The 24,478-nt window shown below is 60.2% G+C and carries 23 protein-coding genes and 1 pseudogene; 20 read left to right on the top strand and 4 right to left on the bottom strand.

From position 1 onward, the window contains the following. The first annotated feature begins 115 nt into the window (after positions 1–115). The 5 genes from gshA (at position 116) to tauD (ending at position 5,432) form a co-directional block, all read left to right on the top strand. Positions 116–1,699 carry a glutamate--cysteine ligase gene (gene gshA, locus AC3IP0_RS01085; protein WP_489326473.1) on the top strand — a complete coding sequence of 528 codons (1,584 nt, stop codon included), beginning with the start codon at positions 116–118 and terminating at the stop codon, positions 1,697–1,699. Positions 1,700–1,925: 226 nt separating this feature from the next. Next, positions 1,926–2,903 (top strand): taurine ABC transporter substrate-binding protein, encoded by a 978-nt coding sequence (gene tauA, locus AC3IP0_RS01080; protein ID WP_489326471.1) that lies wholly within the window; start codon positions 1,926–1,928, stop codon positions 2,901–2,903. Between the two features lie 15 nt (positions 2,904–2,918). Then, positions 2,919–3,713: a taurine ABC transporter ATP-binding subunit gene (tauB, locus tag AC3IP0_RS01075; protein WP_102700220.1), complete on the top strand. Its 795-nt coding sequence runs from the start codon at positions 2,919–2,921 to the stop codon at positions 3,711–3,713. Further along, positions 3,710–4,543, top strand: coding sequence for a taurine ABC transporter permease TauC (tauC, locus tag AC3IP0_RS01070; RefSeq protein WP_489317919.1), 834 nt, complete (start codon positions 3,710–3,712; stop codon positions 4,541–4,543). The genes tauB and tauC overlap by 4 nt, the downstream gene beginning before the upstream one ends. Positions 4,544–4,589: 46 nt before the next feature. Next, positions 4,590–5,432: a taurine dioxygenase gene (gene tauD / locus AC3IP0_RS01065; RefSeq protein ID WP_489317918.1), complete on the top strand. Its 843-nt coding sequence runs from the start codon at positions 4,590–4,592 to the stop codon at positions 5,430–5,432. A gap of 160 nt (positions 5,433–5,592) precedes the next feature. Here tauD and AC3IP0_RS01060 read toward each other — a convergent pair. Next, positions 5,593–5,853: pseudogene (locus tag AC3IP0_RS01060) on the bottom strand (aldo/keto reductase); the annotation flags it as partial. Between the two features lie 94 nt (positions 5,854–5,947). Beyond that, on the bottom strand, positions 5,948–6,838 hold the full coding sequence (locus AC3IP0_RS01055; protein WP_489317917.1) for a LysR family transcriptional regulator: 891 nt from the start codon (positions 6,836–6,838) through the stop codon (positions 5,948–5,950). A 120-nt stretch (positions 6,839–6,958) separates the two neighbouring features. Between AC3IP0_RS01055 and AC3IP0_RS01050 the strand changes: the two genes are divergently transcribed. Together AC3IP0_RS01050 and AC3IP0_RS01045 are read left to right on the top strand one after the other, a co-directional pair. Further along, entirely contained in the window at positions 6,959–7,699 is a 741-nt protein-coding gene (locus AC3IP0_RS01050; RefSeq protein WP_489317916.1) for an SDR family oxidoreductase, read from the top strand. 65 nt (positions 7,700–7,764) lie between these two features. Then, positions 7,765–8,025: a hypothetical protein gene (locus tag AC3IP0_RS01045; RefSeq protein WP_489317915.1), complete on the top strand. Its 261-nt coding sequence runs from the start codon at positions 7,765–7,767 to the stop codon at positions 8,023–8,025. A 9-nt stretch (positions 8,026–8,034) separates the two neighbouring features. Here the strand turns inward: AC3IP0_RS01045 and betT are convergent, their stop codons facing one another. Both betT and epsC read right to left on the bottom strand, forming a co-directional pair. Further along, positions 8,035–9,990 (bottom strand): choline transporter BetT, encoded by a 1,956-nt coding sequence (gene betT / locus AC3IP0_RS01040; protein WP_223532864.1) that lies wholly within the window; start codon positions 9,988–9,990, stop codon positions 8,035–8,037. Positions 9,991–10,347: 357 nt separating this feature from the next. Continuing rightward, complete coding sequence (epsC, locus tag AC3IP0_RS01035; protein ID WP_489317914.1) at positions 10,348–11,274, bottom strand: serine O-acetyltransferase EpsC; 927 nt, start codon at positions 11,272–11,274, stop codon at positions 10,348–10,350. A gap of 190 nt (positions 11,275–11,464) precedes the next feature. Here epsC and AC3IP0_RS01030 point away from each other — a divergent pair, with 190 nt between their 5' ends. The 13 genes from AC3IP0_RS01030 (at position 11,465) to AC3IP0_RS00970 (ending at position 24,453) form a co-directional block, all read left to right on the top strand. After that, complete coding sequence (locus tag AC3IP0_RS01030) at positions 11,465–12,457, top strand: D-cysteine desulfhydrase (RefSeq protein ID WP_489326470.1); 993 nt, start codon at positions 11,465–11,467, stop codon at positions 12,455–12,457. 295 nt (positions 12,458–12,752) lie between these two features. Continuing rightward, positions 12,753–13,553 carry a cystine ABC transporter substrate-binding protein gene (gene tcyJ, locus AC3IP0_RS01025; protein ID WP_489317912.1) on the top strand — a complete coding sequence of 267 codons (801 nt, stop codon included), beginning with the start codon at positions 12,753–12,755 and terminating at the stop codon, positions 13,551–13,553. Then, the gene (tcyL, locus tag AC3IP0_RS01020) at positions 13,553–14,218 is read left to right on the top strand and encodes a cystine ABC transporter permease (RefSeq protein WP_046040764.1); all 666 of its coding nucleotides are present in this window, start codon (positions 13,553–13,555) and stop codon (positions 14,216–14,218) included. Before tcyJ ends, tcyL begins: the two co-directional genes overlap by 1 nt. A 4-nt stretch (positions 14,219–14,222) precedes the next feature. Continuing rightward, positions 14,223–14,978, top strand: coding sequence for an L-cystine ABC transporter ATP-binding protein TcyN (gene tcyN / locus AC3IP0_RS01015; protein ID WP_489317911.1), 756 nt, complete (start codon positions 14,223–14,225; stop codon positions 14,976–14,978). A 482-nt stretch (positions 14,979–15,460) separates the two neighbouring features. Beyond that, complete coding sequence (locus AC3IP0_RS01010; RefSeq protein ID WP_489317910.1) at positions 15,461–16,225, top strand: hypothetical protein; 765 nt, start codon at positions 15,461–15,463, stop codon at positions 16,223–16,225. 223 nt (positions 16,226–16,448) lie between these two features. After that, the gene (locus AC3IP0_RS01005; RefSeq protein ID WP_489317909.1) at positions 16,449–17,681 is read left to right on the top strand and encodes an SfnB family sulfur acquisition oxidoreductase; all 1,233 of its coding nucleotides are present in this window, start codon (positions 16,449–16,451) and stop codon (positions 17,679–17,681) included. 38 nt (positions 17,682–17,719) lie between these two features. After that, the gene (locus AC3IP0_RS01000) at positions 17,720–18,913 is read left to right on the top strand and encodes an SfnB family sulfur acquisition oxidoreductase (protein ID WP_489326468.1); all 1,194 of its coding nucleotides are present in this window, start codon (positions 17,720–17,722) and stop codon (positions 18,911–18,913) included. After that, on the top strand, positions 18,913–20,271 hold the full coding sequence (locus AC3IP0_RS00995; RefSeq protein ID WP_489326466.1) for an LLM class flavin-dependent oxidoreductase: 1,359 nt from the start codon (positions 18,913–18,915) through the stop codon (positions 20,269–20,271). The genes AC3IP0_RS01000 and AC3IP0_RS00995 overlap by 1 nt, the downstream gene beginning before the upstream one ends. Before the next feature lie 119 nt (positions 20,272–20,390). Further along, a complete protein-coding gene (locus AC3IP0_RS00990; protein WP_223462707.1) occupies positions 20,391–21,200 on the top strand; it encodes a MetQ/NlpA family ABC transporter substrate-binding protein in 810 nt (269 codons plus the stop codon). 2 nt (positions 21,201–21,202) lie between these two features. Next, positions 21,203–22,324: a methionine ABC transporter ATP-binding protein gene (locus tag AC3IP0_RS00985; RefSeq protein WP_489326465.1), complete on the top strand. Its 1,122-nt coding sequence runs from the start codon at positions 21,203–21,205 to the stop codon at positions 22,322–22,324. Beyond that, the gene (locus AC3IP0_RS00980) at positions 22,314–22,958 is read left to right on the top strand and encodes a methionine ABC transporter permease (protein WP_046040756.1); all 645 of its coding nucleotides are present in this window, start codon (positions 22,314–22,316) and stop codon (positions 22,956–22,958) included. Before AC3IP0_RS00985 ends, AC3IP0_RS00980 begins: the two co-directional genes overlap by 11 nt. Positions 22,959–23,320: 362 nt before the next feature. Then, complete coding sequence (locus tag AC3IP0_RS00975; RefSeq protein WP_489326464.1) at positions 23,321–23,677, top strand: DUF6124 family protein; 357 nt, start codon at positions 23,321–23,323, stop codon at positions 23,675–23,677. Positions 23,678–23,823: 146 nt separating this feature from the next. Next, a complete protein-coding gene (locus AC3IP0_RS00970) occupies positions 23,824–24,453 on the top strand; it encodes a class I SAM-dependent methyltransferase (RefSeq protein ID WP_489317902.1) in 630 nt (209 codons plus the stop codon). Positions 24,454–24,478 lie beyond the last annotated feature (25 nt).

The following is a 24,478-nucleotide window of genomic DNA, read 5'->3' as shown; positions in this document are numbered from 1 at the left end:
CACATCGATTGCGGCGAGTTCCAAAACCAGGCGAAAACGCCAGTTTTAACTTCACCCTTGTAGACCGTCTTGCCCACCCCCATATTGGGGCGACTGACGCGTGAAGGAATCCAACTTGAGCGAACTTCTCAACCGCCGCCTGGCTCTGCTCGGCGAGCGCGCTAACCTCTCTCTGCTCGAACAGTGCCTTCACGGCATCGAACGTGAATGCCTGCGCGTGACCGATGAAGGTCGCCTGGCGCAAACGCCGCACCCGGAAGAATTGGGTTCCGCGCTGACCAATGAACAGATCACCACCGACTATTCCGAGTCGCTGCTGGAGTTCATCACCCCGGCCCTGCCCGACCCGGCCGATACGCTGGCGAGCCTGGACAGCATTCACCGCTTTGCCTACAGCAAGCTCGGCAACGAGTACCTGTGGAGCCCATCGATGCCGTGCCCGTTGCCGGCCGAGGAAGACATCCCGATCGCCTATTACGGCACGTCCAATATCGGGCAGCTCAAGTACGTCTACCGCAAGGGCCTGGCCCTGCGTTACGGCAAGACCATGCAATGCATTGCCGGCATTCACTACAACTTCTCCCTGCCGGAAAAACTCTGGCCGTTGCTCAAGCAGGCCGAAGGCTTTGTCGGCACCGACCGCGACTTCCAGTCGTCGTCCTACATCGCGCTGATCCGCAACTTCCGCCGCTACAGCTGGCTGCTGATGTACCTGTTCGGTGCTTCACCCGCGCTGGACGCAGGCTTCCTGCGCGGTCGTTCGCACCAGTTGGAACAACTGGACCCGCAGACCTTGTACCTGCCGTACGCCACCAGCCTGCGCATGAGCGACCTGGGTTACCAGAGCAACGCCCAGGCCGGCCTGACGCCGTGCTACAACGATCTGAACAGCTACACCGACAGCCTGCGCAAAGCGGTGGCCACGCCGTATGCGCCGTACGTCGAAGTCGGTACCCACCAGGATGGCGAGTGGGTTCAGCTCAATACCAACATCCTGCAGATCGAAAACGAGTACTACTCCAATATCCGCCCGAAACGCGTGACCTACACCGGCGAGCGGCCTATCCAGGCGCTGGTGGCCCGTGGCATCCAGTACGTCGAAGTGCGTTGCCTGGATATCAACCCGTTCCTGCCGATGGGCATCGACCTCACCGAATCGCGCTTCCTTGATGCGTTCCTGTTGTACTGCGCGCTCAACGACAGCCCGCTGCTGACCAACACCAGCTGCGGCAACGCGACCTCGAACTTCCTCAGCGTGGTCAAGGAAGGTCGTCGTCCGGGCCTGCAACTGCAACGGGATGGCCAGCCGGTTGACCTGAAGGAATGGGCCGGCGAGCTGCTGGAAAAAATCGCACCTCTGGCGGCGATGCTCGACCAGTGCCATGGCGGCGATGCCCATAGCAAGGCGCTGGACGCCCAGATAGCCAAAGTCCAGGACCCGTCCCTGACGCCGTCGGCACAGGTATTGGCGGCGATGGCCGAACACAAGGAAAGCTTCGCCCAGTTCTCCCTGCGCCAGAGCCAGGCCCATGCCGAGTTCTTCCGCAGCGAGCCGTTGCCGGCTGAGGAACAGGCGAAGTTTGAAGAACGGGCGCGTTCGTCGCTGGCTCAGCAGGCTGAGCTGGAGCAGAACGAAGTCGGTGATTTCGATGTGTTTGTCGGGGCGTACCAGGCGAGCATTCTGGCGATCAGTAACTAATCGGCGCCTGTAAGAAAGATCGCAGCCTTCGGCAGCTCCTACATTGGAATGCGTTTCCTGTAGGAGCTGCCGAAGGCTGCGATCTTTTTGTTTCCAGCCCATTCACAATGACTCACCGGGTTTTCCCCTCATAAGCTAATTCGAAAAAGTTATTTATTTTCGAATTCTTAGATCATTTAGTCTCTTTCTCACGCCGACACTCGGTCGCCTGACAAGGAGCTTTCTGATGAAACTGACTTTCCCTCTTCGCTTGCTGGCGGCCGCTTCCTTGGCGACAGCGAGTTTTTTTGCCCAGGCAGCCGACTTCACCGTCGCCTACCAGACTACTGTTGACCCGGCGAAAGTCGCCCAGGCTGACGGCGCTTACGAAAAGGCCACCAAGGCCGATATCAGCTGGCGCAAATTCGACAACGGTGCCGATATCATCGCCGCCATCGCCTCTGGTGACGTGCAGATCGGCTACCTCGGCTCCAGTCCCCTGACCGCTGCCATCACCCGTAAAGTGCCAGTGGAAACCTTCCTCATCGCCACCCAGATCGGCGCCGCCGAAGCCCTGGTCGCCCGCGACGGTTCCGGGATCAAGACCCCGCAAGACCTGATCGGCAAGAAAATCGCCGTGCCGTTTGTATCCACCGGCCACTACAGCCTGCTCGCCGCGCTGAAGCACTGGAACATCGATCCATCGAAAGTGACCGTCCTCAACCTCGCTCCGCCCGCGATCATTGCCGCCTGGAAACGCGGTGACATCGACGCCACGTACGTGTGGGATCCGGCCCTCGGTGTCGCCAAGGAAAACGGCAAGGTACTGATCACCTCTGGCGAGCTGGCCAAGTTCGGCGCCCCGACCTTCGACGCCTGGATCGTGCGCAAGGATTTCGCCGAGAAGCACCCGGAAATCGTCACCGCGTTCGCCAAAGTGACCCTGGACGCCTACGCCGATTACCGCAAAGACCCGCAAGCCTGGCTGGCCAACCAAGGCAACGTCGACAAGCTTGTAAAACTGTCTGGCGCCAAGGCCGGCGACATTCCGCTGCTGCTGCAAGGCAACGTCTACCCGCTGGCGGCTGACCAGGTGCTCACCCTCGGCGCGCCAACCACCAAAGCCATCACCGACACCGCGGCGTTCCTCAAGGAACAAGGCAAGGTCGAGGCGGTACTGCCGGACTACGCGCCGTACGTCAGCGCCAAGTTCATCACCAACTGATCGGGAGTCAATGCGATGGCCTTGCTACAGCTGGAGCGCATCAGCGCACAGTACCCCGGCAACCCGGAACCGGTGTTGGCGGATATCTCCCTGAGCCTGGGGCCCCGGCAATTGCTGGTCGCCCTCGGCCCGTCCGGCAGTGGCAAGACTTCGCTGTTGAACCTGATTGCCGGTTTCGTCGAACCCAGCGCCGGGCGCATCACCCTCGACGGCGTGCCCGTCAAAGGCCCGAGTGCCGAGCGTGGCGTGGTGTTCCAGGACGACGCACTGCTGCCGTGGCAAGACGTGCTGGCCAACGTCGGGTTCGGTCTGGAGCTGGCCGGTATCGCCCGGGACAAACGCGAAGCTCGCGCCCGGGAAATGCTCGCCCTGGTCGACCTTTCCGGTTTTGAACAGCGCCGCATCTGGCAGCTTTCGGGCGGCCAGAAGCAGCGTGTCGGCCTGGCCCGCGCCCTCGCCGCCGACCCGCGCGTGTTGCTGATGGACGAACCTTTCGGTGCCCTCGACGCCTTCACCCGCGAGCAGATGCAGGAGCTGTTGCTGCAAGTCTGGCAACGCACCGCCAAACCGGTGTTCCTGATTACCCACGACATCGAAGAAGCCGTGTTCCTCGCCACCGACCTGATTCTGTTGGCGCCCAACCCGGGGCAAATCGTCGAGCGCCTGAGCCTCGATTTCGGTCAGCGTTATGCCGCCGGTGAGTCGGCTCGCTCGATCAAGTCCGACCCGCGTTTTATCGAAACCCGCGAACACGTACTCGCCAAAGTGTTCTCCCAACGCAGCGCCGCCCAGCGGCAGGAGCGCGCATGAGCAGCTACGAAATTCCCGTCGCAACGATAGCGCCAGGCTCAGCCGTGATTCCGGCGAGTCGCCGTTTGAGCACTCGCTGGATCAGTGTGCTGACGCTGGTCGCTCTCGTTGCTATTTGGTGGGCCGTGACGGCGACCGGCTCGATCGAGCCGCTGTTTCTGCCGCCACCTTCCGCCGTGCTGCAAAAAGGCTGGCTGCTGGCGACCTCGGGTTATATGGATTCAACCCTTTGGCAGCACCTGGGCGCGAGTCTGAGCCGCATCGGCCTGGGCCTCGGTTTTGCGATTCTCACCGCCGTGCCGGTGGGAATCGCCATCGGCGCCAACCGTATCGCCCGTGGTGTACTCGATCCGCTGATCGAGTTCTACCGGCCGATTCCGCCGTTGGCTTATCTGCCACTGATCGTGATCTGGTGCGGCATCGGTGAATTGTCGAAAGTGCTGCTGATCTACCTGGCGATCTTCGCCCCGATTGCCATCGCCACCGCCACCGGAGTGCGCACGGTGGACCCGGCCAAATTGCGTGCCGCGCAGTCGCTGGGCGCAACGCGCGTGCAGTTGATTCGCCACGTCATCTTGCCGAGTGCCTTGCCGGACATTCTGACCGGTGTGCGCATTGGCCTCGGCGTGGGTTGGTCGACGCTGGTCGCCGCTGAATTGATCGCCGCCACCAGCGGTCTGGGCTTCATGGTGCAATCGGCCGCGCAGTTTCTGGTCACCGATGTGGTGGTACTGGGGATTCTGGTGATTGCACTGATCGCCTTCGCGATGGAGCTGGGCCTGCGTGCCCTGCAACGCAAACTGGTGCCGTGGCATGGCCAGGCCCACTGAGTAATTGCCCACAGTAATCAACACCCAGGATTTCAAGAGAATCACCATGAGCCAGTTGACCATCGTCCCCTTAAGCTCCGCCCTCGGCGCACAGATCAGTGGCATCGACATCAGCCAGCCGCTGAACCCGGAGCAGCGCGATGCCATCGAACAAGCCCTGCTCAAGTATCAGGTCCTGTTCTTCCGCAACCAGCCGATCACGCCACAGCAACAGGCGCGATTCGCCGCGAATTTCGGCGACCTGCACATTCACCCGATCTACCCGAATGTGCCGGAACAACCCGAAGTGCTGATCCTCGACACCGCCGTCACCGACGTGCGCGATAACGCGATCTGGCACACCGACGTCACCTTCCTGCCGACCCCGGCCATGGGCGCGGTGCTCAGTGCCAAGCTGCTGCCGGAGTTTGGTGGCGACACGTTGTGGGCCAGCGGGATTGCCGCGTACGAAGCCCTGTCGACGCCGCTGAAAACCTTGCTCGAAGGTCTGACCGCCACCCATGACTTCACCCGTTCGTTTCCGCTGGAACGCTACGGCAACACGCCCGAAGCACTGACCCAGTGGGAAGAAGCACGACGCAAGAATCCGCCGCTGTCGCACCCGGTGATCCGCACGCACCCGGTCAGCGGGCGCAGCTCGCTGTTCGTCAACGAAGGTTTCACTTCGAAGATCAACGAGCTGTCGGAAACCGAGAGCGAGGCGATTCTGAAGTTCCTGTTCGCCCATTCAACGCGGCCTGAGTTCACCATTCGCTGGCGCTGGCAGCAGGACGACATTGCGTTCTGGGACAACCGCGTGACCCAGCATTACGCGGTTGATGATTACCGCCCGGCGCGGCGGGTGATGCAGCGGGCGACGGTGTTGGGGGATGTGCCTTTCTTTCGCTGAACAGCCATTTTTTGTACTGACATTGATGGCCCCATCGCGAGCAAGCTCGCTCCCACAGTGTCCGTGGCGTACACAAATCCTGTGAACACCGCCAAACCTGTGGGAGCGGGCTTGCCCGCGATGAGGCCGGAACAGGCACCAGAAATCCAGTGCCGATCACCTATTCCGCAGTAGAAGGCTTCTCCCAAAGATTGACCCCACCCTCCTGGGCAAACCGGTCAATCTCCGCCAGTTCCTGCGCACTGAAGCTCAGGTTCTTCAACGCCTCGACATTCTCGATGATCTGCTCCGGCCGGCTCGCGCCAATCAATGCCGAAGTGACCCGAGGATCGCGCAGGGTCCAGGCCAGTGCCAGTTGCGCCAGGCTCTGACCACGACGCTTGGCGATTTCGTTGAGTGCCCGCACCTGGGCAATGTTGGCCAGCACGTACTTGCGCGAGCCACCTTGTCCGTAAGGGCCGGGCCACATGCCCCCAACCGAGCTGAAACGTTTCATATATTTCCCCACTGACAAGCTACCGTGCCCCCGCAAACACCTCCCCCAACCAGTCCACAAACACCCGGACCCTGGGCGACATGTGTCGGTTGTGCGGGTACAGCACCGAAACCGGCATCGATGGCGGTGGCGTGTCGACGAGGACTTCCTGCACCAAACCTTGGGAAATCTGCGTTTGCATCCGGTAGTGCGGGCACTGGATCAGGCCCAGTCCGGCAATCGCCGAGGCGGCGTAGATTTCTGCGCCGAACACCGAGACCGCACCGTCGATGGCCACTTCCTTGAGTTCACCGTCCACCATGAATTCAAACGGGAACAACCTGGCCGTCGTGCGCGAAACGTAGTTCACCGCACGGTGCCGGCTCAGGTCGGCGAGGCTCTTCGGTTCACCGTACTTGCGCAAATAGGCGGGGCTGGCGCAGGTGATCTGACGCAGGTTGGCGACACGTTTGCCGATCAGCGTGGAGTCGCCCAATGTTCCCGCCCGCAACACACAATCGATACCTTCGGTGATCAGGTCGACCTGGCGGTCAGCCTCGCTGATGGACAGTTCGATGTCGGGGTAACGCGCCATGAATTGCGGCAACGCCGGGATCACGAAGTGCTTGGCCAATGTCCCGTGTAAGTCCACCCGCAGCCGCCCCTTCGGCGCCACACCGCGAAACGCCAATTGCGCTTCTTCCAGCTCTGCCAGCAGTTGCACGCAACGCAGGTAGTACGCCTCGCCATCCAGCGTCGGACGCACTTTACGCGTGCTGCGCTCCAACAAACGCGTACCCAGCCAGGCCTCGAACTGATTCAAGGTGTGGGTCAGCGTCGCACGTGGCAGGTTCAGGTCATCGGCCGCCAACGTGAAGCTGCTGCGCTCGTAGATCCGCACAAAAACCTTCATCGCTTTGACTTGGTCCACAGCTCACTCCAGGCGCTCGATTGTTGGCGATTATTGAACAGTCAAGGCAACTCTCGTGCATTTATCGGCCTGAGTAAACATGTGAAATTGGCTTCACACCCCATCAACAGGAACATCAACATGACTCATCAAACTCCGAAAGTCGCCATCGTGACCGGCGCCTCCCGCGGCATCGGCGCGGTCATCGCCAAACAACTGGCCAGCGAAGGTTTCGCCGTTGCCATCAACTACGCCAGCAGCGCCACCGAAGCCTCGAAACGGGTGGTGGAGCTGCGTCAGGCCGGCCACCAGGCCATAGCGATCAAGGCCGATGTGGCCAATACCGACGACGTGCGCCGGATGTTCGACGAGGTTGAAACCCAGTTCGGCAAGGTCGATGTTTTGGTGAACAACGCCGGCATCCTCAAGGTCCTGCCGCTGGCGCAACACAGCGACGAACTGTTCGACCAGACCTTCAACATCCACGCTCGCGGTACCTTCAATACCCTGCGTGAAGCGGCGACCCGCCTGAACAGCGGTGGCCGGATCATCAACTTCTCCAGCAGTACCGTCGGCATGAACCTGCCGGGCTACGCGGTGTACATCGCCAGCAAAGCGGCAGTGGAATCCCTGACCCAGGTGTTCGCCAAAGAGATGCGCGGGCGCAACATCACCGTCAATGCGGTGGCTCCCGGGCCGGTGGCGACTGAGTTGTTTTTGCACGGCAAGAGTGAGGAGCAGATTCAGAATTTCGCGAAGATGGCGCCGCTGGAGCGTCTCGGTCAGCCAGAAGACATTGCCCGTGTCGTGTCCTTCCTCGCCAGGCCGGATTCGGCGTGGGTCAACGGGCAGATTTTGCGGGTCAATGGCGGGTTGGTTTAACTATGCTCAGACAGACACCGCGATAGCGGTTTGTCAGGCAAAAAAATCCAGCGGAAGCACACACCATGCACACCACCATCATCATCACCTTCGGCCTGATCCTCCTGGCGTTGATGCTCTACATCGGCGAGAAAATCGGCTTCACCCGCCAGACCGTGGCCTACAGTTTTATCGTGCTGTGGCTGGCGCTGACGCTGATCAATGGCGCAGTCGGCATGGTGCATGCCGGCCAGCCATTGAGCACCGAACTGGTGGTCGGTAGCGCCGTGTTCGGCGTCCCGGTGGCGGCGCTGGTGTTGTTCATGGCGTTGACCACCGAGACGTGAAGGCCTTGATCAACGCACCAGATGCAGGAACTGCATGTGCCGTTCGTACTGGTCGAGGATGTCGTTGATGATCTGTTCCTTGGTGTAGCCGACCAGATCGTAGTCCTGACTGCCCTCGCTCAAATGCACTTCGGCCCGGTAGTAACGGCGATTGTTGAGTTGCTTGGAACCCATGCCGCCACGGGCAAACGACGGCGTGAAGTAACCGCGCATCTGCACCTGATAAACGAACGGATGCTGGTCGCCGTGGCCGATTTCCAGGCTGACGCTGTCATTGGCCGGGTCCGGGTGTGTCGCTACGTGCAAACCCTTTTCGATGAACACGGCAGACACTTCTTCAATCGCCGGGCGCACCGTCGTATCAAGGAAGCGATAGACCTCATCCCGCGACGGGAAATGCACCGCCTGACTCAGGCGCTGGCGCCAGCCACCCCGCCGTGAACCGGACACCGGTGCCAGTGAATGCATCTGCGCAATCTGCTTCTGCGACTCCAGATAAAACGCCTTGTGCAGACCCCACATCATCAACAGCAAGATCAGCGAGAACGGCAGCGAGGTCAGGACCACCGCCGACTTCAATGCATCGATGCTGCCGGAAAACAGCAGCGCACTGGTCACCAATGCGGTCATCGCGCCCCAGAACACCCGCAGCCATTTCGGCCCGTCTTCATCAGGATTGCCGCCCTTGGCGGACAGCGTCGAGAGCACCACGGTGCCGGAGTCGGCGGAGGTGACGAAGAACACGAAGCTGATGAACACCGTGACCGCGATGACGGTTTTGCTCCACGGGTAGGTTTCCAGCAGCAGGTAGAGCGTCATCGACGGATTGTCGATAGCCGACATGCCAAGCGCGCTCATGCCGTGGTTGAGCACTTGATCGATGGCGCTGTTGCCGAAGATCGACATCCACGCCAAGGTGAAGCCCAGTGGAATCAACAGCACGCCGAAGACGAACTCGCGGATGGTCCGGCCACGGGAAATCCGTGCGATGAACAAGCCCACGAACGGCGACCATGCAATCCACCAGGCCCAGTAGAACACCGTCCAACCGCCCAGCCAGTCGCTGGGTTTGTCGTAGGCGTAGAGGTCGAAACTCTTCATCGGCAAGGCGCCGAGGTAATCGCCGAGGTTCTGGATCAGGGTGTTGAGCAAGTGCTGCGTGGGGCCGGCGAACAATACAAACAGCAGCAGCGCACAGGCCAGCAGCATGTTGATGTCGGACATCACCCGCACGCCCTTGTCGACGCCGGATACGGCAACGATGATCGCAGCGCCCATCATCAGGGTGATCAGGCCGACCTGAATCCATTGGGTGTGGGCAATGCCGAACAGGTAGTCCAGGCCCGAGTTGAGGTGCAGCACACCGAAGCCCATGTCGGCACCGAGGCCGAACACCGTGGCGATGATGCCGAAGCCATCCACCGCATAACCGATGGGGCCATTGATGCGCTTGCCGATCAGCGGGTACAGCGCCGAACGCAGGGCCAGTGGCAGGTTATGCCGGTAGGCGAAGTAGGCCAGTGCCATGCCGACAAAGGCGAACACGCCCCAGCCATGCAGGCCCCAGTGCAGAAACAGAATCTGCATCGCCTGGCGCGCCGCATCCGCCGTACCGGCCTCGCCTTGAGGCGGTTGCAGCATGTGGGTCAGCGGCTCGGACACGCAGAAGAAAAACAGGGTGATGCTGATCCCGGCGGCGAACAGCATGCCGGCCCAGGACAAATAACTGAATTCGGGTTCGTCGTGGTCGGCACCGAGCTTGATCTTGCCGTAGCCGGACAAGGCGGTGACCACCACGAAGACCAGATACAGGGTCATCGCCAGCAGGTAATACCAGCCGACCGTGTTGGCCGCCCAGTTTTGCGCCGCCAGCAACCAGGCACCGGCCTGTTCGGGCATGGCGATGACCACGACACCAAACAACAGAATGAAACTCGCCGAGAACCAGAACACCGGCGGATTCATGCGGATCAGACCGCTTGGAGGGATGGACGATGCACTCATGTTCGGTGCACCTCGAAGGGGTAAAACGTGGCTGTAGAAATCGGACTCAGCAAAGGCAAGCCTCCTGTTGTGAGCGGGCAGCGAACCGCCGGTTTAACTTGAATGAACGTTCAAGTTAAACATGGATAGGGGGCTAAGGACTAATCGCAGGGCTCGGCGGTACTGGTATTACGCTAGCCCAAGGAAAGGTATTACGCGGAATTTAGAGGTTTTCTGTAGGAGCTGCCGCAGGCTGCGATCTTTTGATTTTGGTTCGCGGCGCGCTTGGAAAAGATCGCAGCCTCGTTGCACTCGACAGCTCCTACAGCTGCTACATCCTTACTTCTGCGCCCCATCATCATGCTGCAGATTCGCCTGGGTCAGGTTGCTGCCCGCCGGCACGCTGCGGGTCAGCCAGACGTTGCCGCCAATGGTCGAGCCCTGGCCGATGGTGATCCGCCCGAGAATCGTCGCCCCGGCATAAATCACCACGTCGTCCTCGACAATCGGATGCCGTGGCTGGCCTTTCTGCAACTGACCGTCTTCGTCCGCCGGGAAGCGCTTGGCGCCCAAGGTCACCGCCTGATAGATCCGCACGCGCTCGCCGATGATCGCCGTCTCGCCAATCACCACCCCCGTCCCGTGGTCGATGAAGAAACTGCGGCCGATCTGCGCACCGGGGTGAATGTCGATGCCGGTGGCCGAGTGAGCGATTTCCGCACTGATCCGCGCCAGCAGCGGTAGACCCGCGCGGTACAAATGGTGGGCCAGACGATGGTGAATCACCGCCAGAATCCCCGGGTAGCACAACAACACTTCATCGACACTGCGCGCCGCCGGGTCACCGTGATAGGCGGCCAATACGTCAGTGTCCAGCAGGCTGCGCAACCCAGGCAAAGCGAGGGCGAAATCCTGAATGATCTGGATGGTTTTGGCTTCGACTTCGGTATCGGCCTGGGCACTGTGGCGCGCGGCGTAGCGCAATTCGAGTCGCGCCTGGGCCAACAGCGCATTCAGTGCCACATCCAGGGTGTGGCCGACGTAGAAGTCTTCACTCTCTTCGCGCAGGTCAACCGGCCCCAGGCGCATCGGGAACAGCGCACCGCACAGGGCTTCGAGAATGTCCGCCATGGCTGCGCGAGAGGGCAACTCGCGACCGCCCTGCTCGCCGGTGGCCCGGCCGTTTTGTGCACGCCACTGTTCACGTGCCGTGCGCAGCTGACTGACGATGGTCTGCAATTGCCAATGGCTGGAACGCTCACTCACGGTAAAAACTCCTCACGGGCGGCCGGACTGTCTGGCCGCACTGACCGCGATTACTTTACGGCAAGGGTCACGAGGCAAATTAAGAACCAATAGTGCTGTGCTAATTTCGATTAGCTATAAGTGATTGACGGTTGCCCCAGCTTTTTGGCGTGCCTATAGTCCTGAGATCTTCAACCGCCAGTACGGACTCATGATCAAACAACAGCTCGCCCGCTTTAACCGCCTCGACCTGCTCGGTCAGCCCACCGCCCTGGAAAAACTCGAACGCCTGTCAACTTGGCTGGGCCGCGACCTGTACGTCAAGCGCGATGACCTGACGCCGCTGGCGATGGGCGGCAACAAGCTGCGCAAACTCGAATACCTGGCCGCCGATGCCTTGGCCCAGGGCGCCGACACCTTGATCACGGCGGGCGCACTGCAATCGAACCACGTGCGCCAGACAGCCGCCATTGCCGCAAAGTTGGGGCTGGGCTGCGTAGCCCTTCTGGAAAATCCTCTCGGCACTGACGACAGCAATTACACCGGCAACGGCAACCGCCTGCTGCTCGACCTGTTCGATGCCAAGGTCGAACTGGTGGAAAACCTCGACAACGCCGACGAGCAATTGCAAGCCTTGGCCAACCGACTGCTCAGCAACGGCAAGAAGCCGTACCTGGTGCCAATCGGTGGTTCCAATGCACTGGGTGCCCTGGGCTACGTGCGCGCCGGGCTGGAACTGGCCGAACAGATCAAGGACACCGGCCTGAAGTTCGCTGCCGTGGTCCTGGCCTCGGGCAGTGCCGGTACCCACAGCGGCCTGGCACTGGCCTTGAGTGAAGCGCTGCCGGATCTGCCAGTAATCGGCGTGACGGTTTCGCGCAGCGATGAAGATCAGCGGCCAAAGGTTCAAGGCCTGGCCGAACGCACCGCCGAGTTGCTGGGCGTGAATCTGCCGGAGGCTTTCAAGGTCGAGTTGTGGGACGAGTATTTCGCCCCGCGTTATGGCGAGCCGAACGCCGGCACACTGGCAGCGGTGAAGCTGCTGGCGAGTCAGGAAGGCTTGCTGCTGGACCCGGTCTACACTGGCAAGGCCATGGCGGGCTTGCTGGACGGGATCGGCCGTCAGCGTTTCGACGAGGGTCCGATTATCTTCCTGCACACCGGCGGGGCACCGGCGCTGTTTGCCTATAAGGGTTTTCTGTAAGCGATTCAGAAGATCAAAAGATCGCAGCCTGCGGCAGCTCCTACAAGTGCATGCCGATCCATGTAGGAGCTGCCGCAGGCTGCGATCTTTTCCTATGAAACACATATTCAATTAACGAATAACAAATAGAATATTTATTATTTTCCTATCTAAAGGCATCATCTTATAGTCACGCCGCAGGCGAATTTGCAGCGAGACGCATAAGCTGCTTTAGGGCAGGATATCGCAGTCGTCCAAATCCCGAATTTGCCAACTTTCCTAAAGCGTCTTCCATAAGAAAACACAGGGGCTTGTCATGAATTTTTCCGCACTACGTCGCAATCTGCTGGTGGGTTCGCTGGGCCTGGCACTGAGCGCCGGCCTGATTGGCCAGGCGGTTGCCGGTGAGCAACTGCAACAAATCAAGGACAAAGGCGTGATCAACGTCGGCCTGGAAGGCACCTACCCACCGTTCAGTTTCGTCGACGCCGACGGCAAACTGGCCGGCTTCGAAGTCGAGTTCTCCGAAGCCCTGGCTAAAGAGCTGGGTGTGAAGGTCAAGCTGCAACCGACCAAATGGGACGGCATCCTTGCGGCCCTGGAATCCAAGCGTCTGGACGCAGTGATCAACCAGGTGACCATCTCCGAAGAGCGCAAGAAGAAGTATGACTTCTCCGAGCCGTACACCGTTTCCGGGATTCAGGCACTGGTGCTGACGAAGAAGGCCGCCGAGCTGAACATCAAGTCCGCCGCCGACCTGTCTGGCAAGAAAGTCGGCGTAGGCCTGGGCACCAACTACGAAGAGTGGGTGAAAGCCAATGTGCCGACCGCTGACGTCCGCACCTACGAAGATGATCCAACCAAATTCCAGGACCTGCGTGTCGGCCGCATCGACGCCATTCTGATCGACCGCCTCGCCGCGCTCGAATACGCCAAAAAAGCCAAGGACACCACCGCCGCCGGTGATGCGTTCTCCCGTCAGGAAGCCGGCATTGCCCTGCGCAAAGGCGAGCCTGAACTGCTGGCCGCGGTGAACAAGGCAATCGATAAGCTGCGCGCCGATGGCACCCTGAAAAAGCTCTCGGAAAAATACTTCAACGCTGACGTCACTCAATAATGGGAGAAGCTTTCCAACTCGCACTGGACTCCGCGCCCTTTCTGCTCAAGGGCGCGTATTACACGGTCATCCTCAGCCTGGGCGGGATGTTCTTCGGCCTGGTGATGGGCTTCGGTCTGGCGCTGATGCGCCTGTCGCGCTTCAAACTGGTGAGCTGGATCGCCCGCATCTACGTGTCGTTCTTTCGCGGCACGCCGTTGCTGGTGCAACTGTTCGTGATCTATTACGGCTTGCCGCAATTGGGTCTGGAACTGGATCCGCTGCCGGCGGCCCTGATCGGCTTCTCGCTGAACATGGCCGCCTACGCCTGTGAAATCCTGCGTGCCGCGATCAGCTCCATCGAGCGCGGCCAGTGGGAAGCGGCTGCCAGTATCGGCATGACCCGCGCGCAGACCCTGCGCCGGGCCATCCTGCCGCAGGCGATGCGCACCGCATTGCCGCCGCTGGGCAACAGCTTCATTTCGCTGGTCAAGGACACCGCACTGGCCGCTACCATCCAGGTGCCGGAACTGTTCCGTCAGGCGCAGCTGATCACCGCCCGCACCTTCGAAATCTTCACCATGTATCTTGCCGCTGCACTGATCTACTGGGTCCTGGCCACGGTGCTTTCGCACCTGCAGAACCAGTTGGAAGCGCGGGTCAATCGGCACGACCAGGAGTCCTGACCCAATGATTGTCGTGGAAAAACTGACAAAGCAGTTCAAGGGTCAAGTCGTGCTCAACGGCATCGATCTTGAGGTCAAGGAAGGCGAGGTGGTCGCGATCATCGGCCCTAGCGGTTCGGGCAAGACCACCTTCCTGCGCTGCCTGAATTTTCTGGAAGAACCCACCAGCGGCCGGATCAAGGTCGGCGATATCGAAGTCGATACCAGCCGCCCCCTGAACCAGCAGCAGAGCCTGGTGCGGCGTTTGCGCCAGCACGTAGGTTTCGTGTTCCAGAACTTCAACCTGTTCCCCCATCGCACCGCTCTGGAAAACGTTATCGAAGGCCCGATCATCGTCAAGAAGATCCCGCTCGCCGATGCCGTTGCCCTGGGTAAAAAGCTCCTGGCCAAGGTCGGTCTGGCGGGCAAAGAGGACGCTTACCCACGTCGCCTCTCCGGTGGCCAGCAACAGCGCGTGGCGATTGCCCGGGCGCTGGCGATGGAGCCGGAAGTGATCCTGTTCGATGAGCCAACCTCGGCCCTCGACCCGGAACTGGTGGGCGAGGTATTGGCGACCATCCGCGGCCTGGCCGAAGAGAAGCGAACCATGGTGATCGTCACCCACGAAATGGGCTTTGCCCGGGACGTGGCCAACCGTGTGGTGTTTTTCGACAAGGGTGTGATCGTCGAGCAAGGCGAAGCGAAGGCGTTGTTTGCCAACCCGAAAGAAGAGCGGACAAAACAGTTTCTCAGCAAGTTCCTGAACAACAGCCACAACTAACAACCCTCCTAAACAATGGTCATCTTCCATGGACGGAAGTGACACCACCGCAAAAAAATACTTCATCAATACCAAACTAACCACAACTATTCGACATACATATTTTGTACGCGCGCGCGGTACATATATATGCATCGCAACAATTAATCCCCGTCTCCCAACCTGGCTCCTTTCGCAGCACCTGGCCGACCACGCGCGCCAAGCAGCCCATTTATAGCCACTTTCAGCGGACAAATTCGACGCACCGGCATGGTTTACTTACTTAGCGCCGTAGGAACTTTCTGAATAACATCACACTTCACCCATAACTAATAAATCTCATTGACACTTGCTCCCCCTGACTCTTATCTAGTCTCCGACCAACCTCACTCATCACGCCCAACTCATTATTTCAATTAAAAGTAATGAATGGTTTTGCTGTTCGATATTTAGTTTTTGAATTCCCAGAAACGGACTTCGTTGCAAGACTTCAAGGAGACTTCATGAAAAGCACCTCGAACAAATCCGGGCTTGTGGCTCCGACCCTGGCGCAATCCAACAAGACCGGCATCAACGTCACTTGCGCGGCTCACCTGCTGATCGAGGTAGCGCCCTACCCCGCCATGGACGAAGGCGACCTGATCGAACTGTTCTGGGACAACTGCTACGTGGCCTCCCGCGTGCTGACGGCCAGCGATGTCGGCCAACCGGTGCAGCTGCGGGTGCCTGAAAGCTTTGTCGCCAACGGTACCTCGCGCATTCACTACCGGGTCATGCAAGTTGGTCGAGACCCGGTGGTTTCGGCCAGCCGAAACGTGCAGATCAAACTCGACTGCCCGGGCGGCCAACCTTCCTCGCTGTGCGGCGATGAAAACCAGTGCCTGGCACCGGTGAGCATTCCCGAGGCGATTCGCCGTCAGGGGGTCAATCCGAGTCAAGTCAAACGCGGTGTTCCCTTGACCATCGAGCCGTACCTGAACATGGCCGTGGACGACGAAATCACCCTGCGCTGGGGCGATGTGCGCATGGATCTGCCACGGCTCAAGTCCACCGATGTGGGTCAGCCGATTCATGTCTGGATACCGCCGGCCATCATCCTCGAAGCCGGCGAAGACCTGCGGCTGGAAGTGACGTACTGCATTCTCGACCGGGTGGGCAACAACTCCCGCTGGGCGCCAGCCCGTACGCTGAAGATCGGGTGTGCAAATACTTATCTGAAGGTCCCGAAGAAACAACAGCTCAAGGCTGCTGAGCCCCGTAGACGATGAAGAGGCCTCTGTGGCGGAATCACCCTTCTATGCATATTCCTAAAAGTTAGTTCATAAAATATTTATACACGTTTAGGGTATATACACCGGACCACCGGACATCCTTGTTTTCATGCGCGGCCACAAGCGGCGCTTCCATAAGATGTGAGGTAGGTATGGTCCGGAACACAATCACCCCAGTGCAGATCGCCAGGGCATTGCGTGCAGCCAAGGAGCGGCACTGATGTCCAGTCTGGCAGATGCAATCGTCCAGAGTGACCTGGACATCGCCCCGCTGTTGTTGCCCGCAAAAGTCTTGCGCAATGACGCTCAAGCCCTCAAGGCGGCCCACGAGCTGGCGCAGGTCGCCCGCCTGCAAGCGGCCAAACGTGACCGGCAGCGCAAGCTCCCATGGTCTGAAATAGAACAGTTCACCCGCAGCGGCCTGGGCAGCATTTCCATCCCCCGCGAGTACGGTGGCCCGCAGGTTTCGTTCGTCACCCTGGCCGAGGTTTTCGCGATCATTTCCGCGGCGGACCCGGCGCTTGGGCAGATCCCGCAAAACCAGTTCGGCATTCTCAACCTGGTGCTCGGAAGCGCCACCGAAGCGCAGAAAAAACAGCTGTTCAAAAGCGTCCTCGACGGCTGGCGCATCGGCAATGCCGGGCCGGAACGCGGCACCAAAAACACTCTGGAACTGAAGGCACGCATCACCGCTGACGGAGTCCTCAACGGCCAGAAGTTCTATTCCACCGGTGCACTGTTCGCCCATTGGGTTGCGGTCAAAGCGTTGAACGATGACGGCAAACAAGTACTGGCGTTCATCCGTCGCGGCACACCGGGATTGCGCATCGTCGATGACTGGTCCGGGTTTGGTCAGCGCACCACCGCCAGCGGCACGATTTTGCTCAACAACGTGCAGGTCGATCCTGAACTTGTAGTGGATAACTGGCGGATCAACGACACGCCGAACATCCAGGGTGCTGTCTCGCAGCTGATTCAAGCGGCCATCGACGCCGGTATCGCCCGAGGCGCCATCGACGACGCCATCGACTTCGTGAAAACCCGTGCCCGGCCGTGGATCGACGCCAAGGTCGAGCGGGCCAGCGATGACCTGTACGTGATCGCCGATATCGGCAGGCTGAAAATCGAACTGCACGCTGCCGAAGCGCTGCTGCGCAAGGCCGGGCAAGTGCTCGATGAAGTCAGCGCCGCACCCTTCACCGCCGAGTCCGCCGCCCGTGCCTCGATTGCCGTGGCCGAAGCCAAAGTGCTGACCACCGAGATTTCGTTGCTGGCCAGCGAAAAGCTGCTCGAACTGGCCGGCAGCCGCGCCACGCTCGCCGAATTCAACCTCGACCGCCACTGGCGCAACGCCCGGGTGCACACCCTGCACGACCCGGTGCGCTGGAAGTATCACGCGGTCGGCGCCTATCGCCTCAACGGCACGCTGCCGGCTCGGCATTCCTGGATCTGACGACCAGAACACTTTTTACCAGAGCTCTGGAGAAACACATGACAAGTTCTCACCACGTCGCGGTCATCACCAGCGATGAGCAAGCCCTGATCGTCGCCAGCGACCTTGCCGAAGACTTCAAACGCGACAGCGCCACGCGCGACCGCGAGCGCCGTTTGCCACACCCGGAACTGGAGGTGTTTTCCCGCTCGGGCCTGTGGGGCATCAGCGTGCCAAAGGAATACGGCGGCGCCGGTGTTTCCAATGTCACCCTGGCCAAGGTCATCGCCTTGATTGCCCGGGCCGACGGCTCCCTGGGGCAGATCCCGCAGAATCATTTCTATGCGCTGGAAGTACTGCGGGTGAACGGCAGCCACGAGCAGAAGCAACGCCTGTACGCCGAAGTATTGGCCGGCCAGCGCTTCGGCAATGCGTTGGCCGAACTCGGCACCAAAACCGCACACGATCGCGTCACCAGCCTGAGTCGCGACGGCAGCGGTTATCGCATCAATGGTCGCAAGTTCTACGCCACGGGCGCGATCTACGCCCAGCGCATTCCCACTTCGGTGGTGGATGAAAACGGCGTGCAGCAACTGGCGTTCGTCCCGCGCAACAGCAAAGGCCTGAGCGTGATCGACGACTGGAGCGGCTTCGGCCAGCGCACCACCGGCAGCGGTTCGGTGGTGTTCGAAGATGTCTACGTCGCCGCCGAAGATGTCCTCCCCTTTCAGAGCGCTTTCGAGCGCCCGACCCCGGTCGGCCCGCTGGCGCAGATTCTCCATGCCGCCATCGACACCGGCATCGCCCGCGCCGCGTATGAAGATGCGCTGCACTTCGTGCGCACCAAAACCCGGCCGTGGATCGACGCCACCCACGAAAAAGCCACGGACGATCCGCTGACCCTCAAGAGCTTCGGCCACCTGAGCATTCGCCTGCACGCCGCCGAGGCACTGCTGGAACGTGCCGGTGAATACCTCGACCAGGCCCAGGCCGACACCCATGCACAGACCGTCGCGGCCGCGTCGATTGCCGTCGCCGAAGCCCGCGCCCTCAGCACCGAAATCTCCCTGGCCGCCGGCAGCACACTGTTCGAACTGGCCGGCAGCCAGGCGACCCTGATCGAACACGGCCTGGACCGTCACTGGCGCAACGCCCGGGTGCACACCCTGCACGACCCGGTGCGCTGGAAATACCACGCCGTCGGCAATTACTACCTCAACGATGAAAACCCGCCACTGCGGGGGACCATTTGATGACCGCCGCAAAAAAGAAAATCCTGCTCAACGCGTTCAACATGAACTGCATCGGGCACATCAACCACGGCTTGTGGACGCACCCGCGCGACACGTCCACCCGCTACAACACGATCGAATACTGGACCGAACTGGCGCAGCTGCTGGAGCGCGGGTTGTTCGACGGCCTGTTCATCGCCGACATCGTTGGGGTCTACGACGTCTACCAGAACTCGGTGGACGTGCCGTTGAAAGAGTCGATCCAGTTGCCGGTCAATGATCCGCTTTTACTGGTTTCCGCGATGGCGGCGGTGACGAAAAACCTCGGTTTCGGCCTGACCGCCAACCTCACCTACGAAACGCCGTATCTGTTCGCCCGACGCCTGTCGACGCTGGATCACCTGAGCCGTGGGCGGGTCGGCTGGAACATCGTCACCGGCTACCTGGACAGCGCCGCCAAGGCCATGGGCCTGAGCGAACAGGTCGAGCATGACCGTCGTTATGACCAGGCCGACGAATACTTGGAGGTGCTCTACAAACTCCTGGAAGGCAGTTGGGAAAACGGCGCGGTACTCAACGATCCGCAGCAACGGATCTACGCGCAGCCAGACAAAGTGCACAAGGTTGAGCACAAGGGCGAGTTCTATCAGGTCGAGGGTTATCACCTCTGTGAACCCTCGCCGCAGCGCACGCCGGTGCTGTTCCAGGCCGGCAGTTCGGATCGCGGTTTGCTGTTCGCCGGGCGACATGCCGAGTGCGTGTTCATCAGCGGCCAGACCAAGGCATCGACCAAGGCGCAGGTGGACAAGGTGCGCGCCAGCGCCGTCGAAGCCGGGCGCAATCCCGAGGACATCAAGGTGTTCATGGGCCTGAACGTGATCGTTGGCGCCACCGAAGAGCTGGCCTGGGCCAAGCATGCCGAATACCTGAGCTACGCCAGTGCCGAGGCCGGCGTGGCGCACTTTTCGGCGTCCACCGGGATCGATTTTTCCCAATATGAAATCGATGAGCCGATTCAGTACGTGAAAAGCAACGCCATCCAGTCCGCCACCAAACACCTGCAAAACAACGACTGGACCCGACGCAAATTGCTGGAACAACACGCCCTCGGCGGTCGCTACATCACCGTGGTCGGTTCGCCGCAGCAAGTGGCGGATGAACTGGAATCCTGGATCGCCGAAACCGGTCTGGATGGCTTCAACCTGACCCGCATCGTCACGCCGGAAAGCTATGAGGATTTCATCGAACTGGTGATCCCCGAGTTGCAACGGCGGGGCTCGTACAAGACGGCCTACGACAGCGGCACCTTGCGTCAAAAGCTGTTTCGTGAAGAGGCGTTTTTGCCTGAGCAACATACCGGTTCGACTTACCGCCGCTAAAAGCTTCGCGAGCAAGCCCGCTCCCACAGGGGAATGCATTCCAAATGTGGGAGCGGGCTTGCTCGCGAAGAGGCCCCACCAGACACCAAAAAATTAATGCACTGACTGGATAACCCATCATGAAAAAGCACTACCTCTCCCACCCAGTCAAAGCACTGGCCCTGGCCCTCGGCCTGTTCAGCTCGGTGACCTTCGCCGCCGATGCCCCACTGAAAATCGGCACCACCGCCGCCTTCGCCATTCCGCTGGAAGCGGCGGTCGAAGAAGCCGGCAAACAAGGCCTGAAAGTCGAGCTGGTGGAGTTCAGCGACTGGATCGCGCCAAACGTCAGCCTCGCCGCCGGCGACATCGACGTGAACTACTTCCAACACATCCCGTTCCTGGAAAACGCCAAGGCTGCATCAGGTTTCGACCTGGTGCCATTCGCACCGGGGATCATCAACAACGTCGGCCTCTACTCGAAGAAATACAAAAGCTTCGACGAACTGCCGCAAGGCGCCAGCGTGGCCATCGCCAACGATCCGATCAACAGTGGTCGTGGCTTGCAGCTGCTGGCCAAGGCCGGTCTGATCACCCTCAAGCCCGGCGTCGGCTACAAGGCCACCGAAGAAGACATCATCGCCAACCCGAAGCACATCAAGATCCTCCAGGTCGAAGCCGTGCAACTGGTGCGTGCTTATGACGACGCCGATCTGGTCCAGGGCTATCCGGCCTACATTCGTTTGTCGAAAACCTTCGACGCGGGCTCCGCGCTGCTGTTCGATGGCCTTGATCACAAGGAGTACGTGATTCAGTTCGTGATCCAGCCCAAGAGCAAAACCGACCCGCGCCTGATCAAGTTCGTCGACATCTACCAGCACTCACCGGCTGTGCGCGCCGCGCTGGATAAAGCTCACGGCAAGCTCTATCAAGCCGGTTGGGAAAGCTGAACATGACTGCCGCCATCCAACGGCGACTGGAACTTCCAGAGCCTCAACGTGCTGAACAAACCGAGCTGCACCCCGAGCTCAATCGTGCTCATGTGCGCTTCATCAATCTGGGTAAGACCTACAACGGCCAGCAAGGCCCGGTGGCCGCGTTGCACGGCATCGACCTGGCGATCCAGCGCGGCGAAGTGTTCGGCATCATCGGTCGCAGCGGCGCCGGCAAGTCGTCGTTGATCCGCACCATCAATCGCCTGGAACAGCCGAGCAGCGGTCGGGTGCTGATCGATCAAGTGGATATCGGCGAGTTCGACGAAGACCGCCTGGTGGCGTTGCGTCGGCGCATCGGCATGATCTTCCAGCACTTCAACCTGATGTCGGCCAAGACCGTTTGGCAGAACGTCGAACTGCCGCTGAAAGTCGCCGGTGTGCCCAAGGAGCAACGCGAGCAGAAGGTCCGTGAACTGCTGGAGCTGGTGGGCTTGCAGGCCAAACACAAGGCTTACCCGGCGCAGTTGTCCGGCGGCCAGAAACAGCGCGTGGGCATTGCCCGGGCGCTGGTGCATGACCCGGAGATTCTGCTGTGCGACGAAGCCACCTCGGCGCTCGACCCGGAGACCACGCAGTCGATCCTCGGCCTGCTGCGCGAGATCAATCAACGCCTGGGCCTGACCATTGTGCTGATCACCCACGAGATGGCGGTGATCCGTGAGATCTGTGATCGCGTGGTTGTCCTGGAACACGGGCGCATCGTCGAGCAAGGGCCGGTGTGGGAAGTGTTCGGCAATCCGCAGCACGAGGTCAGCAAGACACTGCTGGCGCCGCTGCAACACGCATTGCCGAAAGAGCTGCAAAGCCGTTTGCAGGCGCAGCCAAATTCCCCGGACGCAGCCGTGGTCCTGCGCTTGCAGTTCACCGGCAGCCAACGCGACGAACCGGACCTGGCGGCACTGTTCAGTGCCCTCGGAGGCCGTGTGCGATTGCTGCAAGGCGGCGTGGAGCGGATTCAGGGCCATGCCCTCGGGCAACTGCTGCTGGCAGTGACCGGCTCGACTCTCGGTGCCGAGCAATTGCGTCAACGCGCCGGCCATTGGGCGCAACAGGTGGAGGTACTGGGCTATGTGGTTTGATCGCTTGCTGCAGGGTTTCATCGACACGTTCCTGATGGTCGGCGTGTCGTCGTTGATCGCACTATTGGCGGGCATTCCGCTGGCGGTGATCCTGGTCACCAGTTCCAAGGGCGGCATCTACGAAGCCCCGGCGCTGAACCGCGCACTGGGCGCGTTCGTGAACCTGTTTCGCTCTATTCCGTTCCTGATTTTGATGGTGGCGCTGATTCCGTTCACCCGATTGATCGTCGGCACCACCTACGGCGTGTGGGCGGCCGTGGTGCCGTTGACCATCGCCGCTACGCCGTTTTTTGCGCGCATTGCCGAGGTCAGCTTGCGCGAGGTCGATCATGGGCTGATCGAAGCGGCGCAAGCCATGGGTTGCCGACGTTGGCACATCGTCTGGCATGTGTTGTTGCCTGAGGCGCTGCCGGGGATTGTGGGCGGGTTCACGATTACCTTGGTGACCATGATCAATTCGTCGGCCATGGCCGGGGCGATTGGCGCCGGTGGACTGGGGGACATTGCCTATCGGTATGGGTATCAGCGCTTTGACAGCCAGATCATGTTGACGGTGATTGTGTTGCTGGTGGCGGTGGTGGCGGTGATTCAGCTGGGTGGGGACCGGTTGGCGCGGGGGTTGAACAAGCGGTAAGTGAAGATCCTGGCGATATTTCGCACAGGAAAATCAGCGATTCCGAAGGCCCGTTCCCTTTCCTTTGCAGGACGTTTCCTAGATCATTTCGCTCGCTTGCGCCTGCCAAATCCGGTGGCTAGTCTCGGCCCGTCACTGCTCATCAGTGATCGGGTTTAGTAGCCCGGAACAATAGGCGCATAGCGATTCCATGCTCATGTCCGGCAAATTTTGCCGCATGCAGAATATGGTGGCTGTGCGTGGGGCACCTTCGGGTGCACCGGTTTTCCTATTGACCGGCCTACTAACCTGCGTACAGCCGCCACCCAATCGTTTAGTGGGCGATAAGTGATGGCTCCCATGCAGCAATAGGAGCAACATTCATGAAGAAATCCGTTCCCGATCCACCTCCCGAAAATCCCGTCAACGAAACCGTCACCGACGATTCACTCAGGGATCGTTCCGCGCTTTACCGAGCCATTGATTTCTACCTCACCGGCAAACAACCCGCACCAACCGATGAAATGCGCTTCTACAACGTCAGCAAAGACGTGAGTTTTGAAGACACCCAACTCTATGTCGCCGACCTGCTGCGCTGTGCTTCGGTCACGGCGTATCAGTGTGGCGATCAACTCAAGGGGGCCGACCGTGCGATGGTGTACTCGATCTGGCATTTGCTGGAGATTGCCAAGGCGATGGTGGATCACTCCATTGAGTGTTTGGGGATGAAGAAGGACTGAGCCAAGATCAAAAGATCGCAGCCTGCGGCAGCTCCTACAGAATTTACGTCCGACTCAGGCTCTGTAGGAGCTGCCGCAGGCTGCGATCTTTCAAAGCGCGAAAGCGCTTATAGTCAACCCATCTCCTTTTTCCTGCGCAGCCGACCATGAAGCAAACACCCGACGACCTCGAACAGATCACCACCACGACCCTGGGCCACTACAACTCGACGGCCGAAAGTTTCCGAGAAGGCACCCGTGATCACGACGTCAGCCAGAACATCGATGCCCTGCTCCGGCACATTCAGGGCGAAGCGCCTTTCGACATTCTCGATTTTGGCTGTGGGCCGGGTCGGGATTTGCAGACGTTCACCCGTATGGGCCACAAGGCAGTCGGTCTCGACGGTTCGGAAAAGCTCGCGCAGATGGCCCGTGAGGACAGCGGTTGCGAGGTGTGGCAGCAGGACTTCCTGAAGCTTGATCTGCCGGCCGAGCGTTTCGACGGGATCTTTGCCAACGCGGTGCTGTTTCATGTTCCGCGTCAGGAATTACCGCGGGTGTTGAAGCAGTTGTGGGGAGCGCTGAAACCGGGTGGGGTGTTGTTCAGTTCCAATCCCCGTGGCGAGAATCAGGAAGGCTGGAACGGGCCGCGTTATGGGTCGTACCACGACCTGGCGGCCTGGCAGCATTTGTTGATCGAGGCGGGGTTTGTGGAGCTGGAGCATTACTACCGGCCGGCCGGGCTGCCGCGGGAGCAGCAGCCTTGGTTGGCGAGTGTCTGGCGGCGCGCTGACTAATACACAGATCAAAAGATCGCAGCCT

The organism is Pseudomonas sp. GL_103, from assembly GCF_057835175.1.
The sequence above is the reverse complement of the archived record's forward strand: the minus strand, read 5'-3'. Positions and strand labels throughout refer to the sequence as shown.

Bases quoted from the DNA above. Each gene is read 5' to 3' on its own strand.
- tauA (WP_489326471.1), top strand. From the start codon at position 1,926: ATGAAACTGACTTTCCCTCTTCGCTTGCTGGCGGCCGCTTCCTTGGCG.
- tauB (WP_102700220.1), top strand. From the start codon at position 2,919: ATGGCCTTGCTACAGCTGGAGCGCATCAGCGCACAGTACCCCGGCAAC.
- tauC (WP_489317919.1), top strand. From the start codon at position 3,710: ATGAGCAGCTACGAAATTCCCGTCGCAACGATAGCGCCAGGCTCAGCC.
- tauD (WP_489317918.1), top strand. From the start codon at position 4,590: ATGAGCCAGTTGACCATCGTCCCCTTAAGCTCCGCCCTCGGCGCACAG.
- AC3IP0_RS01050 (WP_489317916.1), top strand. From the start codon at position 6,959: ATGACTCATCAAACTCCGAAAGTCGCCATCGTGACCGGCGCCTCCCGC.
- AC3IP0_RS01045 (WP_489317915.1), top strand. From the start codon at position 7,765: ATGCACACCACCATCATCATCACCTTCGGCCTGATCCTCCTGGCGTTG.
- betT (WP_223532864.1), bottom strand. From the start codon at position 9,990: ATGAATCCGCCGGTGTTCTGGTTCTCGGCGAGTTTCATTCTGTTGTTT.
- AC3IP0_RS01030 (WP_489326470.1), top strand. From the start codon at position 11,465: ATGATCAAACAACAGCTCGCCCGCTTTAACCGCCTCGACCTGCTCGGT.
- tcyJ (WP_489317912.1), top strand. From the start codon at position 12,753: ATGAATTTTTCCGCACTACGTCGCAATCTGCTGGTGGGTTCGCTGGGC.
- tcyL (WP_046040764.1), top strand. From the start codon at position 13,553: ATGGGAGAAGCTTTCCAACTCGCACTGGACTCCGCGCCCTTTCTGCTC.
- tcyN (WP_489317911.1), top strand. From the start codon at position 14,223: ATGATTGTCGTGGAAAAACTGACAAAGCAGTTCAAGGGTCAAGTCGTG.
- AC3IP0_RS01010 (WP_489317910.1), top strand. From the start codon at position 15,461: ATGAAAAGCACCTCGAACAAATCCGGGCTTGTGGCTCCGACCCTGGCG.
- AC3IP0_RS01005 (WP_489317909.1), top strand. From the start codon at position 16,449: ATGTCCAGTCTGGCAGATGCAATCGTCCAGAGTGACCTGGACATCGCC.
- AC3IP0_RS01000 (WP_489326468.1), top strand. From the start codon at position 17,720: ATGACAAGTTCTCACCACGTCGCGGTCATCACCAGCGATGAGCAAGCC.
- AC3IP0_RS00995 (WP_489326466.1), top strand. From the start codon at position 18,913: ATGACCGCCGCAAAAAAGAAAATCCTGCTCAACGCGTTCAACATGAAC.
- AC3IP0_RS00990 (WP_223462707.1), top strand. From the start codon at position 20,391: ATGAAAAAGCACTACCTCTCCCACCCAGTCAAAGCACTGGCCCTGGCC.
- AC3IP0_RS00985 (WP_489326465.1), top strand. From the start codon at position 21,203: ATGACTGCCGCCATCCAACGGCGACTGGAACTTCCAGAGCCTCAACGT.
- AC3IP0_RS00980 (WP_046040756.1), top strand. From the start codon at position 22,314: ATGTGGTTTGATCGCTTGCTGCAGGGTTTCATCGACACGTTCCTGATG.
- AC3IP0_RS00975 (WP_489326464.1), top strand. From the start codon at position 23,321: ATGAAGAAATCCGTTCCCGATCCACCTCCCGAAAATCCCGTCAACGAA.
- AC3IP0_RS00970 (WP_489317902.1), top strand. From the start codon at position 23,824: ATGAAGCAAACACCCGACGACCTCGAACAGATCACCACCACGACCCTG.